This window comes from Ruminococcus sp. OM04-4AA (genome assembly GCF_003462585.1).
GTDB classification, from domain to species: Bacteria; Bacillota; Clostridia; order Lachnospirales; family Lachnospiraceae; genus Mediterraneibacter; species Mediterraneibacter faecis.
This window is the reverse complement of sequence record NZ_QTZH01000001.1, coordinates 13,438-29,445: the sequence shown is the minus strand read 5'-3', so window position 1 is coordinate 29,445 and position 16,008 is coordinate 13,438. Positions and strand designations below refer to the sequence as shown.

15 protein-coding genes are annotated in these 16,008 nt (G+C 40.2%); all 15 read right to left on the bottom strand.

The genetic code is table 11. The features are described from left to right. Positions 1-2 precede the first annotated feature (2 nt). Positions 3-959, bottom strand: a complete 957-nt coding sequence (gene mraY, locus DXB52_RS00135; RefSeq protein WP_015528861.1) for a phospho-N-acetylmuramoyl-pentapeptide-transferase — start codon at positions 957-959, stop codon at positions 3-5. 101 nt (positions 960-1,060) lie between these two features. Beyond that, entirely contained in the window at positions 1,061-2,785 is a 1,725-nt protein-coding gene (locus tag DXB52_RS00130; RefSeq protein WP_117960232.1) for a peptidoglycan D,D-transpeptidase FtsI family protein, read from the bottom strand. An 83-nt stretch (positions 2,786-2,868) separates the two neighbouring features. Next, a complete protein-coding gene (locus DXB52_RS00125) occupies positions 2,869-4,887 on the bottom strand; it encodes a peptidoglycan D,D-transpeptidase FtsI family protein (RefSeq protein WP_118106227.1) in 2,019 nt (672 codons plus the stop codon). Positions 4,888-4,893: 6 nt separating this feature from the next. Then, a complete protein-coding gene (locus DXB52_RS00120) occupies positions 4,894-5,433 on the bottom strand; it encodes a hypothetical protein (protein ID WP_118106225.1) in 540 nt (179 codons plus the stop codon). Between the two features lie 98 nt (positions 5,434-5,531). Next, positions 5,532-6,467 carry a 16S rRNA (cytosine(1402)-N(4))-methyltransferase RsmH gene (gene rsmH / locus DXB52_RS00115; protein WP_015528858.1) on the bottom strand — a complete coding sequence of 312 codons (936 nt, stop codon included), beginning with the start codon at positions 6,465-6,467 and terminating at the stop codon, positions 5,532-5,534. 44 nt (positions 6,468-6,511) lie between these two features. After that, the gene (mraZ, locus tag DXB52_RS00110; protein WP_015528857.1) at positions 6,512-6,949 is read right to left on the bottom strand and encodes a division/cell wall cluster transcriptional repressor MraZ; all 438 of its coding nucleotides are present in this window, start codon (positions 6,947-6,949) and stop codon (positions 6,512-6,514) included. 368 nt (positions 6,950-7,317) lie between these two features. Beyond that, positions 7,318-7,557 carry a hypothetical protein gene (locus DXB52_RS00105; protein WP_015528856.1) on the bottom strand — a complete coding sequence of 80 codons (240 nt, stop codon included), beginning with the start codon at positions 7,555-7,557 and terminating at the stop codon, positions 7,318-7,320. 56 nt (positions 7,558-7,613) lie between these two features. Beyond that, positions 7,614-8,453: a DegV family protein gene (locus DXB52_RS00100; protein ID WP_117960226.1), complete on the bottom strand. Its 840-nt coding sequence runs from the start codon at positions 8,451-8,453 to the stop codon at positions 7,614-7,616. Between the two features lie 405 nt (positions 8,454-8,858). Then, positions 8,859-9,434 (bottom strand): acyltransferase family protein, encoded by a 576-nt coding sequence (locus tag DXB52_RS00090; protein ID WP_118106221.1) that lies wholly within the window; start codon positions 9,432-9,434, stop codon positions 8,859-8,861. Between the two features lie 163 nt (positions 9,435-9,597). Further along, complete coding sequence (locus tag DXB52_RS00085; RefSeq protein WP_117960222.1) at positions 9,598-10,887, bottom strand: FtsW/RodA/SpoVE family cell cycle protein; 1,290 nt, start codon at positions 10,885-10,887, stop codon at positions 9,598-9,600. A gap of 76 nt (positions 10,888-10,963) precedes the next feature. Beyond that, complete coding sequence (asnB, locus tag DXB52_RS00080) at positions 10,964-12,844, bottom strand: asparagine synthase (glutamine-hydrolyzing) (RefSeq protein WP_117960220.1); 1,881 nt, start codon at positions 12,842-12,844, stop codon at positions 10,964-10,966. Positions 12,845-13,307: 463 nt separating this feature from the next. Further along, positions 13,308-13,901, bottom strand: a complete 594-nt coding sequence (locus tag DXB52_RS00075; protein WP_015528852.1) for a manganese catalase family protein — start codon at positions 13,899-13,901, stop codon at positions 13,308-13,310. A gap of 3 nt (positions 13,902-13,904) precedes the next feature. Beyond that, positions 13,905-14,180 (bottom strand): spore coat protein CotJB, encoded by a 276-nt coding sequence (locus tag DXB52_RS00070; protein ID WP_117960218.1) that lies wholly within the window; start codon positions 14,178-14,180, stop codon positions 13,905-13,907. Continuing rightward, on the bottom strand, positions 14,161-14,505 hold the full coding sequence (locus DXB52_RS00065; protein WP_472519877.1) for a spore coat associated protein CotJA: 345 nt from the start codon (positions 14,503-14,505) through the stop codon (positions 14,161-14,163). Before DXB52_RS00065 ends, DXB52_RS00070 begins: the two co-directional genes overlap by 20 nt. Positions 14,506-14,624: 119 nt before the next feature. Next, positions 14,625-15,950: a S1C family serine protease gene (locus tag DXB52_RS00060; protein ID WP_117960216.1), complete on the bottom strand. Its 1,326-nt coding sequence runs from the start codon at positions 15,948-15,950 to the stop codon at positions 14,625-14,627. Positions 15,951-16,008 lie beyond the last annotated feature (58 nt).

The window sequence follows — 16,008 nt, the reverse complement described above, 5'->3', positions numbered from 1 at the left end:
TTCTATACCCCCATAAGAGCGATCAGGCAAAGAATTGCCGTCACGATAGAAAATACTGCTACTACCCGTGTCTCTGACCATCCACAAAGCTCGAAATGGTGATGGATCGGTGCCATCTTAAAGAGACGCTTTCCTCCCGTCTTTTTGAAATATGTTACCTGCAGAATAACTGAAATAACTTCTACAAGATAAATAAATCCAACAATAATGATATAAAGTGGCATCTGCATCATATATGCTGTTCCTGCAACAAACCCACCTAATGCAAGAGAACCTGTATCTCCCATGAACACACTGGCCGGATACACATTAAAAAGAAGGAATCCCATCAATGCACCGACAACTGCGCAAGTGATCGGCTCAATCCCACTCTTCGTTCCTATTGCTACAACTGTGAAAAAAGTTGCCACCAAAACGGTTACGCTTGATGCAAGACCATCCAGTCCGTCCGTAAAGTTTGTTCCATTAACTGTACCAATCACTGCAAAGAAAAGAACCGGAATTGCAAGCCATCCAAGATTCAATTCATAACCGCCGGAGAATGGAACGATCATTGTAAGCGGAATCTTCGCTACTTTTACGATATAAAATGCAAAAATTGCTGTCACTACAATCTGGAGTGCCATCTTCTGCATTGGAAAAAGTCCGTCTGAACGTTTCATGACAACCTTAAGATAATCATCCAGAAATCCAATCAGTCCGAATCCTACTGTAAGGAAAAGTACCGGGATGATCTTTGGATAGTCCTTCACATAAAACAGGGACGTAATCACGACAGCTGCCAGAATGATAATACCTCCCATTGTCGGTGTTCCTGCCTTCTTCAAATGAGACTGTACACCCTCCACACGCTCCGTCTGTCCCATCTTTAACCTTCTCAGGAAAGGAATGACTACCGGTCCAAGCACAAGGCTTATAACAAATGCAATCAATACCGGAATTACTACATGACTGTTCATATATACACCTCTTCATTTCTTTTGTTTTACACAGAGAATCTTTCTTATGTACTTTTCTGTCATCAGATTCTCAAAATGCACTTTACAGTATACTCCATTGGTCAGTTTTTTTCAATCCCGAGATACGGAAGTACATTGTCATAGATGCTGCGCAAAACCGGAGCTGCAATCGTTCCTCCGTAATAAATCCCCTGTGGGTTACGGATCACTACAATTCCAAGAACCTGCGGATCTTCCGCCGGTGCAAACCCTATAAATGATGAAATATACTTGTTTGCGCTTCTTGGAAGAGTCTGTGATGTTGCAGTCTTGCCTCCGATCGAATATCCTTCAATGTATCCATTTTTACCAGATCCTTCTTCTACCACACTCTTCAAAAGTATTCTCATCGTCTCCGATGTTTTTTCAGATACAATCCCATTCTTCTTTTTGTATTTCAGCTTTCGTATCTCTGTTCCGTCTTTTTCAAGAACTGCCACTCCAAAATGCGGTGTCACCCGGTATCCCCCATTAACCAGCGAACTTACTGTTGTTGCCATTTGAACCGGTGTTACCTGAAATGACTGTCCAAATGAAATCGTTGCCAATTCCACAAGACCAATATCTTCTACGTTATGCATAATTGTTCCCGCTTCACCCGGAAGATCAATATTCGTCAGACTAAGTAATCCAAACTGTTTAAAATAAGCATAAAATTTCTCTGCTCCAAGCCGAAGACCAATATCAATAAATACCGGATTACAGGAATTCTGTATTCCCTGGATAAACGTTTCCTGTCCATGTCCACCAACCTTATGACACCGGATTTTTCTGTCTTCTACAATCCGGTATCCCGGACAGGAAAATGTATCCGACAAAGAAACGACACCTTCTTCAAGACATGCTGATGCTGTAATGATTTTAAACGTTGATCCCGGCTCATATGTGTCATTAATACAGGAATTTCGCCACATCTGATTTAACATCTCCTGAGCCTGTTCATCCGTCTGTTCTGTATTTTCATCCACATCAATCAATTCAAAAGGGGTATTCAGATTAAATTCCGGTGTATTTACCATTGCAAATATCTCTCCGTCCTGCGGATTCATAAGCAATACAGATACACTATCCGCCTGTTTTTCCTCCTGAACCTTTTTTGCTGCCTGTTCACAGTACTTCTGAATATTATGATCCAGACTAATCTGAAGCGTGTTCCCGGCCACAGGTTCAATCCTGTCTTCTGCTACTTTCTCAAGTTCGACTCCTCTCGCATCCGTCACTGTAAGAATGGTTCCATCGGTTCCTTTTAATACCTCTTCATATTTTACTTCAAGTCCGATGATTCCCTGGTTGTCCCCACCTGTAAATCCAAGAACTCTGGATGCAAATGTATCATAAGGATAATATCTTTTAAAATCCTCATCTACTTTTACTCCTGCAAGATCCAGATTACGGATTCTATCCCCCGTTTCTTTTTCCACATTTGTTTTAATTTTTTCCATCGAAGACACTTTTTCTACTTTTTTCCGGATGTTTTCTTCCTCTTCTCCAAGTTCCTGACAGAGAGCTGCGATCACCTGCTCCGGATCTTTTATCTGATTATGGATCACAGAAATTGTGCATACCGTCCTGTTCGTTGCCAGGACAACTCCATTTCTGTCAATAATCTCTCCTCTTGCCGCTTTGATTTTTCTTTCTCGCTCATGAAGATCTTTCGCCAGCTTCTGATAATGTGCAGCATCAAAAATCATCAGATAAACAAGTCTTCCGAAAAGAGCCGAAATCAAAAGAACTGCGCAGAAAAAAACAACTATTGTTTTTTTTCGGTTATATGTTTTATTTTTCACAAAAAATAACTCCGAGAAAGACATTTCTACAATGTATTATGTCTTTTTCGGAGTTATTCCTGTTTGCCTGTCTGCTATAACACTTAATCTATATTGGATGATGTTGCCCAGCTGTCCAAATCCGGCTTATAATTTTCATCAACATATGAGCCGTCTTCATTACTGTAATCATCTGTATAGTCCTGATCATAATCAGAATACTCTGTATCTTCAAAGCTCTGACCGCTCTGCTGTGTCTGACTTTCCCCTGTCTCTTCTATGGTTGTGATACCAAGATACGGAAATGCTTCTGACATGATATTCTTCGCAAGTTCAAGAACCAATGAACTATTATCCTGTGCATCCACATTTGCTTCATCAATTACCACATAGATAACAACTTCCGGATTCTCCTGTGGAGCATATCCGATATAAGAAAGAAGATATTTCCCATCTTTACGTGGAAGTTTCTGCGCCGTACCGGTCTTCGCTCCGATATCATATCCTTCCACCTGGGCTCTCTTACCTGTACCATACTGCATTACCGCCTGTAAATATGTTTTTACTAATTCAGATGTTTCTGTCGAAACTGTCTTACGGAGCAATACGGGATTCTTCGTTTCAATCACATTTCCATTCTCATCCTGGATCTGCTTTACAACATGCGGTTCATAATAATACCCACCGTTGATCAGAGAACTGAACCCTGCTGCCAGCTGAGTCATTGTCACATTAAAGTTCTGTCCGAAAGCATTCGTTGCAAGATCAACCGGTGTCATCGTATCAGTTGTATACAGAAGACTTGCTGTTGATGCTTCTGCCGGAAGGTCAATTCCCGTATATTCTCCAAATCCGAAGATATGCTGATATCTGATAAAATTATCAATTCCGATTTTTTCCGCCATTTCCATCAATGCAACGTTACAGGAATTGGCAATCGCATCCATTGTGCTTTCTGTTCCATGTCCAGAACGAAGATGACATCCGATATCATTATCTCCCACATGAAGATAACCACCACAATAATAAGATTCCTCTCCGGTAAGAGTTCCTGTCTCCAATCCGGCTGCAACAGTGAATGGTTTCATCGTAGACCCCGGTTCAAATGCATCACTGACACAGAAATTTCTCCAGATACTACTCAATATGTTCAATTGATCCTTCTCATCTATCGCATTCCATTTTTCTTCGGAATAAATACTGGACAGATCTCTTGGTTTATTCAAATCAAAATTAGGGTAAGAGGCCTCAGCCAGAATCTCTCCGGTATTCGGATTCATGATCATAACCGCTGTATTCTTGCTACCGGTCACTCCACTTCCTTCTTCTCCGGCATGTTCTTCATTGAACTGTTGAATGTATTTTTCCACAATACTCTGTAAGGTAATATCAATTGTTGTAACAACATTATTCCCATTCTTTGCTGCTTTTACATTCTGTTCGACTGTATCATCTTCATCCAGATAACCATACTCTCTGCCATCTGTCCCCGTCATAACATCATTATAAGCACTCTCAATTCCAATTGCTCCTATATTTCCGGAATACGTAAAACCTATCACATCACTTGCCAGCGTATTATATGGGTATGTTCTGTTATAATCATCCTCCAGCCAGATTCCCTTTACATTTGGATAATTCTCAGTATCATTCTTTATCTCATTATATTTCTGAGCCGTCTCGTAATCGATTCCTTTTTTCAATATAACATATCTGCTATTAGGTTTTTCTTCTACAATCTCTCGTACTGTCTTTTCACTGATTCCGAAACATTTATTCAATACTTTAATCGTAGAATCTATATATTCTTCTTTATCTGTCATTACAGCAACATCAAGAATCACATTATAAACCCTTTCACTTGTCGCTATTTTTGTACCGTTTCTATCCAGAATATCTCCACGTTTATATGGAATTGTCTTACTGTCATAAATTTTCTGATTCAGTACAAGCTTTGTATACTTGCTTCCCTTCGTAACATTAATGTATGTAATTCTTCCTACAAGAACAAGAAAAGCCAGTATAACTGCTATAAACAGCAGTACCAGCTTTCTCTGCATTTTTACCGGGAATTTTTTAGTCAGAAATTGAAATCTGTTCTTCCTTCTTTTTCTTCCTGCCATCTTCCATTATTCCTTATTTTTCACATCCTTGGATTGCGCCAAAACGCCATCTTCCGGGATGTTATCATACTGTTTTACATAGTCACTTGTCGGGCTTTGATAATGAATCACTTTGCCCTGAGACTCATAAACCATTCCCATCTCGTTCATTGCCTTTTCACGAACACTCTCAAGATTAACAGAATCTTCTGCTGCCTGATGTGCAGTATCATTTGATTCCTTCAGATCCGTCAGTTCCTGCTGCAGCGCTGTGATCTGATCTGCACGATTCAAAACATCTGCCTGTAAGCGTAAATACATAACACATATAAAAACCGCACAGACTGCCGCCACAATTAGAAAAGTCGCATATGCCGGACTGATCCGCTGCGCACGATGCCGGTTTTTAATCACCTGATGGCTTATTCTTTTTTTCTTTGGCTTACGAACTGTCCCATTTCCAGACGGTAAAGCTTCTGGCTGACGCACGGCACTACCGTACACATAGAAGTGGTTCCAGTCTGCTGCTGGTCTATTCTGCTGTCTGCGACCTGTGTTTCTCGCCATCGCTTTCCTGTCCTTTCTCTGGATTCTTGTTCCGCCGGGCTCTCCCCTTCCCGGAGGAACGTTTCGTTTATACTCTAAATACTCCCTGTGATATCAAATTATGCACGTTCAAAGATTCTAAGCTTTGCACTCTTTGATCTGCTGTTTACCGTCAACTCCTCTTCTGACGGAAGGATTGGCTTCCTGGTGATCACTTTCCCTTTGGATACATTTCCACATACACAAACCGGAAAATGACTTGGACAAATGCACGGATTCTCATTCTTACGGAAAGAACTCTTCACAATTCTGTCTTCAAGCGAATGAAATGTAATAATGCAAAGTCTTCCTCCTGGATTCAACAGATCGATCATATCATCTAATGTATCCCGTAAAACATCAAGCTCATGATTCAATTCAATTCGAAGAGCCTGAAATGTACGTTTTGACGGATGTCCTGACGTCTTCTGAATCTTCATTGGTATTGCATGACTGATAATCTCATTCAATTGTCCTGTTGTCTCAATCGGACCTTTTGCTCGTTCTGCAACAATGTGCTTCGCGATATTTTTAGCAAATCTGTCCTCGCCATAATCACGAATCACACGATAAAGTTCCGATTCACTATAGTCGTTGACAATGTCTCTGGCTGTCATCTTCTGACGCTGATCCATACGCATATCAAGAGGTGCGTCAACCCGATATGAAAATCCCCTCTCAGCTGTATCCAACTGATAAGAAGAAACTCCAAGATCTACTGTGATTCCATCTACTTTGTCAATTCCTATTTCATGAAGCCGCGGTTTCATATCACAATAATTGCTCCTGATTATTGTGACCTTCTCCCCGAAACCTTCCAGGCGTTTTCCTGCTGCTTTAATTGCATCAGCGTCCTGGTCTATACCTATTAATCTCCCCTGCTCGCCAAGCTTTGTACAGACTTCATATGCATGTCCGCCTCCACCTAACGTGGCATCTACATAGATGCCATCCGGTTTTACGTTCAAACCGTCTACTGTCTCATGCAACAGCACTGAAACGTGCTCGAATGCCATAGACTCCTCCTTCTGACTGCCTCACTTGGCGGTCTTTGTTGTCATCAGATGCGAATTCCGATCGCTTCCATACGTTCTGCAATCGCATCCAGATCTTCCTCGCTGATCTGGTTTTTCTCTTCCCAGAGTGCCTTGTCCCAGATCTCAACACGATCCTGGACTCCGACCAGAACTACTTCCTTCTCCAGATGTGCATTCTTTCTAAGTGACGGTGGGACAAGAACTCTCCCCTGCTTGTCGAAACTGCCCTCAGATGCACTTCCAAAAAAGTAGCGTTTAAAGATTCTGGCATCCTTGTTCATTCGTGGTAAGCTTTCGAGTTCGGCTACGAATTTATTCCATTCTTCCTGGGAATAGACAAATAGACAGCCCTCTAATCCATTACAGATCACGAAGCTGTCACCAAGATCTTCCCTTAACTTTGCCGGGATGATCAGTCTGCCTTTTTCGTCTATGTTATGGTTAAACTCTCCTAATAACATACGAAACCCTTTCTCTGGAATCTATGGAAATCTTCATGTCCACTAAAGGTATCACTACCGTAATCCCTTTGCTTCCACTCTTTCTCCATATCGCACCACATTCTACCACTTCTCACCACTTAGCTCCATTGTAAACCACACTTCCACCTTTTTCAAGTCCTTTTTATGAACTTTTTCGTTTCTTTTCAGAGTTCACGTTACTGTTCACTTCCTGTTTTGGTTGCAAGAAACGCAAAAAGAGGTTGCCGCTTTAACAATGATATGCCACCTTCCTATAGGATAACGAAATATAAAAATCCTATAACCGGAGGACGTATCACATAATACGACAACCTCTTTTTATTGCACTATATGTAATTATAACAACCTTATTCTGCTGAAAGTGTACTCAGATAATCCTTAACAGAGTCATAATTCACTTCTGCAACTGCACGTTCCTGATTGGAAGAATGCAGATCATATGCTGAATATCCGAACCAGCCAACAATTGCAAGTGCAATTACTCCCGCTACACATCTTTTTACATTGCGCATGATCTTCTCTTTACGCATTGTCTTCTTTCGGTCCGCCTTTTCCTTCTTATAACGATCCACCTTCGCCTGACTCATCTCTTGCCTGCTCCCTTCCTATTAGGTCTTTAGCAATTATTTTACCACAGCACATCTTAAAGTACAACAATAATTCCACCATCATTCGCATACATACTACTAATTCCTGCTGTATCTACAATAAAGGTATCTTTCACCTTTACTTTCTCCAAAATCAATTTTCTGACGACCTCTGCACGTTCCGGACAGTTGCAATGTGCAATTGCAAGAATCTTCTCCTCCGGTTTTACAGCGTCCTTCGCGACATGCTCTGCCATCTTCGCCAAAGCTTTCTTCATTCCTCTGCTCTTATCCAACTGACAGATTGTTCCCTCTGGGGTAGAACCCATAACAGGCTTGATATTCAATGCGCTGACTACCAGAGATTTCAGTCCTGTCAGTCGTCCATTCTTACGAAGTGTATCAAGATTCTCAAGAACAAAATACGTATGCTGTTCTTCAATATAAGCTTCTACCGTTTCAACTACCTGTTCAAAATCCATTCCGGCTTCTTCACATTCCTGAATCTTTCGTCCGATCAACGTCTCTCCGACAGATGCTGAACGAGAGTTAAATACATGGATCTTTTCTTCTCCGCCTTCTTCCTTATAAAGTTTCTCTCCAAGAAGTGCACTGTTATAAGATCCGCTCAATTCCCCTGACAAAGTAACTGCATAGACTCTGTCAACATCACACTTGTATAATTCCATATAACGCTCCGGGGATGGGCAGGATGACTTCGGACATTCCTCGCTTGCAGCCACTCTTCTTAAAAAATCAGCCTGATCAAATGTCTCGTCATCCGGAATGTGAAAGCCATCCACTTCCATGCTAAGAGAAGCCGTCTTAAAAATTCCACTCTCCTTCATCTGTAGGGTCAGCTCTCCGCAACTATCTACGATCACTCTGTAACTCATAACTTATATCCTCCCATGCTCTATCACATATTTTTTCATCCTACTTTACGTGGTTTTTAATACTACATATTAATATAGCATACTTTCAATAAGTTGAAAAGAGCTGTTTTTAAAAAGCTCACTTATGTTTTCCAATTAAAAATGGAAGATATCGATTATATACATACATGATTGGTAAATTAGCGGCAATTGTCAAAATAAATATTAAAATTTCCCCATATAGATTTGCTGTCAGCAACGGCATGATATTGAAAAATGTTATTGAACACAAATTCCATACGATTCCAAATACAATCATGTGTGTCCCCATCATTGTCATTGTATTTTGTCCTATAAACACAAGTAATTTAGATTTTATATTCTTCGATAAGCCAATAACCCAATAGGCTCCAATCAGACCTCCAATCAAACACAAAATTGGATTTCCCACTCTACTGCCCCAAAAATCAATTTGCCCATTAGCATCGCTATTATATAGGTCAGGGTACCTGAAAGAATAATCACATCCCATCGCTTATTTACATCACTTTTATAGTAATCTTTTAAGTAATACCCCACTAGCATAAAAGTAAATGCAATCACACCACGCACAAAAACATTTATCCAATGTGTTGAAAATGGATAATACCGAGGTATAATAAGAAATGGAATCCACACAAAATATCTATACATACTTCGATAATATTTTAAGAAAAAGTATAAAAATATTTCTCCTATAAATAGTGCCGATATAAACCAATTCGCACTAACATTGCAATGAATCGTTAACGTATTTTTCACAACTTCCACAATAGAAGAAATCTTTATTTCCGAAGAAACAACCACCCCATATAAACCTGCTGTAATATCAAGAAACAAATATGGGACTACCAATCCCTTCACCTTTTTAATCAAAAAATCAAAAAACGAAAGATTACGAAATGTTTTTTCTGAAAATAAGATTCCTGAAAGAATAAAAAAACAGTGGCATATGAAACGCATAAATAAAGATTAATATTTGAGAGTATTCTATTCCTTGAGAATCTCTATAAAATTGATTTATATGTCCAAGCACAACAAAAAGGATTCCTATGCTCTGGCAATATCTATATACGTTAGTCGCTGCTTAATATTTGTTTTTCCTCCCATAATAGATCTTTCCTCTTTATTTCAACCGGATCTTCGAAGATATTCCAAGCGCAATTCCCATCTCGGCCAGCAAGATCACAATCGCCGTACCGCCATAACTAATAAACGGAAGCGTAACTCCGGTAGTAGGCATCAATCCGGTTACAACCGCAATATTTAAAGTAACCTGCAGCGCGATATGCGCGAAAATTCCTGTTGCAATCAAAGAGCCATAAAGATCCGGTGCATTTCTCGCTATGAACAATAATCTATAAAGCATAAAGGCAAACAGACACAAAACGAGAATTGCACCAAACACTCCAAGCTCTTCACAGATAACCGCGAGGATCATATCATTCTGTGCCTCCGGAATCGCATGCAGCTTCTGTGTACTGTTTCCAAGTCCCTTTCCAAAGAAACCTCCCGAACCGATTGCATATAATCCCTGTAAAAACTGATAGCTGTCCGTATCTGCATTTGCCTCCGGATTCAGCCATGCAATGATTCGACGCATACGGAAGTTATCACTTTCCGCAAGTGTATATTTCAAAAAAATAATTCCAATGATTCCCACAATTCCTACTGCAATTACTCCAGTAACAAATGGTTTTGTCTTTGGATGCACAACAAAAATCAAAACAACTGTGATTGAAAGAATAATAACAGCTGTACTTAGGTTATCTGTTAATTTATAAGCGCCAAAGAAAGCAATAATACCATAAAATAGCAAAATTTTAATTCCATCCCATTTCTTCGCCTTTTGCCCCAAGAGACAGATTGCATATGCTATAAATAGAATCACTGCAATCTTCGTAAACTCTGCCGGCTGCAGCGACAGTCCACCCGGAAGCCTGATCCACCTTCTTGCTCCATTTACTGTCTTGCCAAGTGGTGTCTGCACCAATGCCATCAAAAACATTGAAAACCAAAAAAATTCTTTTGCATACGCACCATACAGATGATAGTCAATCTTAGAAACGATAAACATTGCAATAAATCCGATAATACCGATAATCGCCTGCCTTGTAAAGAAAAACATATCATTATTATAATCATTCTGTGCACTGTAGGCACTACTGCTGTAAAGCATTACAAGTCCAAAGCACATCAGAAAAATAATTACAAGAAGCAGATCATAATCATAATAAGGTTTTCCCTTTTCTCTTGTCCTTTTACGTTTTGTACTCGCAGACCTTTCCACTATTTGCCGTTTTCCCTGTACCGCAGTCTGCTGAGAATATGGAGAACCTGACGTTCTCACAACCTTCTGTCTCTGCTCCATTGAGCTTCGATATTTCCTATAAGCATCACTCTCATAGTTTCTCATACATACTCCTATCTAAAATCTGTATCCATTCTATTTTTTAACATTCCCAATTAATAAACAGCAGATACATTTTTTATTATTGAACACTCATCGCCGGATGAACCGGTTTTCCATGCTCAAAGAATCTGTCATACCATACGAGGAAGATATAAACTGTCCAGATCTTACGGCTGTTATCTGTCTTCTCATTCGTATTCTTTCCATTCTTATGATCATCAAGCATCTTAAGCAGGAGCTTCGTATCAAAGAACTTCTTCGCTGCATCAGACTCAAACATCTCTTTTACAATATTATAATACTTCTCTTCCTTCAACCATACACGAATCGGAATTGGGAATCCCAGTTTCTTCTTCTCCGCTGTCTTACTTCTGATATGTCGCTCTGCCGCAGCACGCAATGCAACCTTCGTCTTTGGCGCACGTACTTTGTATTTTAACGGAAGTGTCTCGGCAAGTTCAAGTACTTCTCTGTCAAGGAACGGAACTCTGACTTCAAGAGAATTCGCCATTCCCATCTTGTCACCCTTCATCAGAATATCATGCACCAGCCATAAATGAAGATCCACATACTGCATCTTTGTCACAGGATCTTTTCCTTTTACACGTGCATACAATGGTTTTGTCACTTTTTGGATTCCCGGCTTACATCCTTTTTTCAAAATACGATTTGCCTCACGCTCTGTAAAAATATTCGTCGCATTTGCGAAATATCTCTCTTCCAGTGTCTTTCCGTGACGCATAAGGAAACCTCTTCCCTTCATACCACGTGGCAGACAGCGTTCTGCAAACGCACCCAGGAAACGGCGTACCGGCATCGGTATTTTATTAAAAGAAGTATGTTCCAAAGGTTCACAATAAATATTATATCCTCCAAACAATTCATCAGATCCCTCTCCTGAAAGAACTACCTTAACCTTCTTGGAAGCCTCTGCACTCAGGAAATAAAGTGCGATTGCAGCCGGATCTGCAACCGGCTCATCCATATAATACTGAATATCTGAAAGCTTGTCCCAATATTCTTCCGGTGAAATCACCTTCGCATCGTTCTTCATATTAATGCTTGCTGCAAATTCCTTTGCATCTTGGATCTCACTGTACTTACCTTCATCAAAACCGACTGTAAAGGTACGATCCACCTGTCCCAGATAAGTCAGATAACTGGAGTCCACACCACTGGAAAGGTAAGAAGCAACCTCTACATCACTGATTTTATGCTTCTCAACGGAATCCTTCATCACACGTTCTACATCATCCACAACTTCCTCAAACGGTTTCTTACAATCACCTGTAAAATGAGGTTCAAAATAACGTGTAATGTTCATTTTTCCATTTTCATATGTAAAATAATGTCCTGGCTGTACACAGAACACCCCTTTAAAAAATGTCTCATTCGTAGGAACAAACTGGAAAGAAAGATAGTTTCCAAGTGCCTCTTCATTGAACACCTTATCAAACTTCGGATGCTCCATAAATGCTTTGATTTCAGAAGCAAACATCAATGTACCATTCATATTCGCATAATACAGCGGTTTGATTCCGAAAATATCTCTCGCTGCAAACAATCTTTTCTTCTTTGTATCCCAGATTGCAAAAGCATACATTCCGCGAAGACGGTCTACCAGTTTCTCGCCCCACTCTTCGTATCCATGAATCAGTGTCTCTGAATCTGTATTCGATACAAACTCATGACCTGCCGCTTTCAGTTCTTCTCTCAGGTCCTGATAATTATAAATCTCTCCATTAAATACAAGAACCATGCTGCGATCCTCATTGTACAACGGCTGATCACCAACGGAAGAAAGATCTATGATACTCAGACGGCGAAATCCGAGTGCTGCATCTTCATCCACATACTTTCCCGCACTATCCGGTCCCCTGTGTACGATTGTATTCATCATATTAACAAGTACCTGTTCTCTGTCATCAACTTCTCCGACAAATCCTGCAAATCCACACATATGCCTTCTCCTTTTTTAATTACTGTCAACTGTATAATTGTTACTGTTCACACGTTGTGCGACCAGCAACGCATCTCGCCATTTTAAATCGCCTTTGGCGATGGGGCGAGATGCATTCAAGCCAAAACATGCATTCTCCGTGTCAATCAGCGGAGTGATTGACACGGGAGTGAACAGTAACGTATATTTACACCCGACAATAAATCTCTTTTATTATAGCCTCTTTTACTCAGGGAAAAAAGTCCCTTTCATCAGAAAAACAGAAAAATACTGTGAGTATAACATCACAGTATCCCCATTGATCGTATATTTAATTGTTATGGTTTCCCCATCAACGCGTATATTATATCTGATTTATAGGAAAAAGTAAAGGGGGATTTTTGAGCAGTGTATACATAAAACGCAAAACGCAAATCAGGGATTGCCGTCTGACAATCCCTTTCACAAAATAAACACTTCATCTTCATTCAAATTCTGGGTTGATCGCATAGAAATTCTTACTGTCAAGATGTTCCTGTACAATTCTTAGACTTTCACCAAATCTCTGATAATGCACAATCTCTCTTTCTCTCAGAAAACGGATCGGATCACAGATTTCAGGATCCTTAATCAGCCGCAGGATATTATCATACGTAGTCCGTGCTTTTTGCTCTGCTGCAAGATCTTCATGAAGATCTGTAATCGGATCTCCCTTCGATTGGAAATACGTTGCAGTCCACGGAGCTCCGCTGGCTGCCTGTGGCCATAATGCCAGTGTATGATCAACATAATACGGTGCAAAACCGGAACGTTCAATTTCTTCCGGTGACAAATTCTTTGTCAGCTGATAGATAATTGCACAGATCATCTCCATATGGGCAAGTTCTTCTGTACCAATATCAGTCAGTATCCCTGTTACCTCTTTATATGGCATCGTATATCGCTGTGAAAGATAACGCATAGATGCAGCTAATTCGCCATCCGGCCCACCGAACTGGCTTATAATGATCTTCGCCAGTTTCGGATTCGTCTGGGTTATCTTCACAGGATATTGAAGTCTTTTTTCATAATTCCACATAAATCAGCATCCCCCTTCCTGCCACGGCCATGGTTCATTGATCCAACTCCAGCAGTCACTGTTTTCGCTGACTGTATCTACAGTTAAAGGTCCGTATACCTCTGCATATTCTTTGAGTGCTTCAATACGTTTCTCTTTATATTTTTGAAAATAGTCAAGTGCTTTCTGATTTTCAGGATGTGTATCTAAAAATAATTTAACATCATCTACTGCAAAACTTATCTGATTTATATATTCAAAAAGTTCTCTTCGATTCATTTCATGACAATTGCAACTCATTTACAGCATCCTCCTTTTCCACGAAATGGTTTTCAAGCTCTTGAAAAATAGTTCCACACTGAAATCCATAACCGAGATCGTGAAGTTTTCTCCACTGCTGCCATGGGACATAAGCCATCGCAACCGGAAACTCTTGCAAAACATCCGTTTTGCTGTAATCACCAACACACTCATCGCAACAGTAATTTTTCGACTTCTGCTCCGGAAGTGGAGGAACAGGAATATTGCAATGAAGCTGTCTTTCATTTTCTTGCCTTGTTTGTGGTCTGTAATTTCCATTCTGACAATAACAGTTCGTATTCCTATTAGAACAATATGGTGCCATAAAATAAATCCTTATATCTTTTTTGTTATTGTATGGAAGATAAGAAAAATTGTGAACAACAGCAAAAGGGATTGCCACGTGACAATCCCTAAACATAATACATTCACTTAAAAGTAGTTTTATTTCGCACCTAATGTTACTTCCACTGTCTTCTCTTCATATTCTCCATTACTCTGTGGAATCTGAATTGTCAGTGACCCCTTATCTCCTTTGGCATAATATTGAAGCTGTTCCTGAAGATCATCCATGCTTGATACGGTTGTTCCGTCAATTGCTGTGATAACACTTCCTTTTGTCATTCCGGCTGCCTCTGCTCCACCGCCTTTTGTGATTTCTGATACATAAACACCTTCCGGCATATTCAGCTGTTTGGAATATTCAGCCGGCACGCTCATTCCTTTGATGCCAATTGCGCCCTGATCTTTTTCTGCAACCTTTGTCTTTGTTGCCTGATTCATCAGATTCTGGATCAGATCGGATACATCACTGATTGGAATTGCATATCCGACACCTTCTACAGAATCACCAACCAGCTTGGATGAGTTGATTCCAATCACTTCGCCACTTGCATTTACAAGTGCTCCACCACTGTTTCCAGGATTAATGGCTGCATCTGTCTGAATCAGTTTGGCATCACTCTCTGTTGTCTCACCAGTCTGCTCGTTTGTTTCAGAAACAGAACGATTCAAAGCACTGATTACACCAGTTGTTACTGACTGTCCATAGCCAAGTGCATTACCGATTGCAATCGCAGGTTCTCCAACCTTTAGCTGTGTGGAATCTCCGAGTGTTGCTACCGAAATTTTTTTCATCGTATCATCTGAAATAGAGTCAAGCGGAACAGCCACAACAGCAATATCATACTCTGAGTTTGTTCCTTTGATATTTGCCTCAACACTTGTTCCATCATCAAACGTAACTGTTAATGTATCGCTTCCTGCTACTACATGATTATTTGTAACAACCAGAAGTTCTGAATCATTCTGGGAAATAATGATTCCTGTTCCAGCACTTTCGCTCTGTTGCTGTGACACACCACCAAAGAAATCCTGAACCTGCTGCACACTCATATTTGTAATTGATACGATTGATGGCATTACATTTTCCACAATACTTGAAACATCTGAAGTTACAACACTGGAAGATTTAGATAATGAAGCATTGCTGCTCACAGATTTGGTTGCCGTAGTATTAGTCTTCGTCACACCGGTCAATCCCAGCACTTTACTTCCAACAACATTTGATGCCAGAAATGTACCACTGGAAACAACTCCAAACAATAGTGCAAATCCTGTCACTGCCACTGCTTTGGGAATTTTCTTTTGCGGCTTCTTACCATGCGGTGCTTGATGCTTCTGACCACCATTGTCATCATGAAATGGTGTTTCGCTCTGTCCGTTTCCATTCATTCCATCTGAATTATAATAATTATATTGATTCTCCATAAAGATTACCTCTTCTCTCGTTTATTCTTTTTCTTTGATGTTTACATAGTAACTCCGC

Coding starts and splice junctions, on each gene's coding strand:
- DXB52_RS00085 (WP_117960222.1), bottom strand. CDS start 10,887: ATGAGAAACTATGAGAGTGATGCTTATAGGAAATATCGAAGCTCAATG.
- DXB52_RS00125 (WP_118106227.1), bottom strand. CDS start 4,887: ATGGCAGGAAGAAAAAGAAGGAAGAACAGATTTCAATTTCTGACTAAA.
- mraZ (WP_015528857.1), bottom strand. CDS start 6,949: ATGTTATTAGGAGAGTTTAACCATAACATAGACGAAAAAGGCAGACTG.
- rsmH (WP_015528858.1), bottom strand. CDS start 6,467: ATGGCATTCGAGCACGTTTCAGTGCTGTTGCATGAGACAGTAGACGGT.
- DXB52_RS00075 (WP_015528852.1), bottom strand. CDS start 13,901: ATGTGGAATTATGAAAAAAGACTTCAATATCCTGTGAAGATAACCCAG.
- DXB52_RS00090 (WP_118106221.1), bottom strand. CDS start 9,434: ATGCGTTTCATATGCCACTGTTTTTTTATTCTTTCAGGAATCTTATTT.
- DXB52_RS00120 (WP_118106225.1), bottom strand. CDS start 5,433: ATGGCGAGAAACACAGGTCGCAGACAGCAGAATAGACCAGCAGCAGAC.
- asnB (WP_117960220.1), bottom strand. CDS start 12,844: ATGTGTGGATTTGCAGGATTTGTCGGAGAAGTTGATGACAGAGAACAG.
- DXB52_RS00105 (WP_015528856.1), bottom strand. CDS start 7,557: ATGAGTCAGGCGAAGGTGGATCGTTATAAGAAGGAAAAGGCGGACCGA.
- DXB52_RS00065 (WP_472519877.1), bottom strand. CDS start 14,505: ATGGCACCATATTGTTCTAATAGGAATACGAACTGTTATTGTCAGAAT.
- DXB52_RS00100 (WP_117960226.1), bottom strand. CDS start 8,453: ATGAGTTACAGAGTGATCGTAGATAGTTGCGGAGAGCTGACCCTACAG.
- DXB52_RS00070 (WP_117960218.1), bottom strand. CDS start 14,180: ATGAGTTGCAATTGTCATGAAATGAATCGAAGAGAACTTTTTGAATAT.
- DXB52_RS00060 (WP_117960216.1), bottom strand. CDS start 15,950: ATGGAGAATCAATATAATTATTATAATTCAGATGGAATGAATGGAAAC.
- mraY (WP_015528861.1), bottom strand. CDS start 959: ATGAACAGTCATGTAGTAATTCCGGTATTGATTGCATTTGTTATAAGC.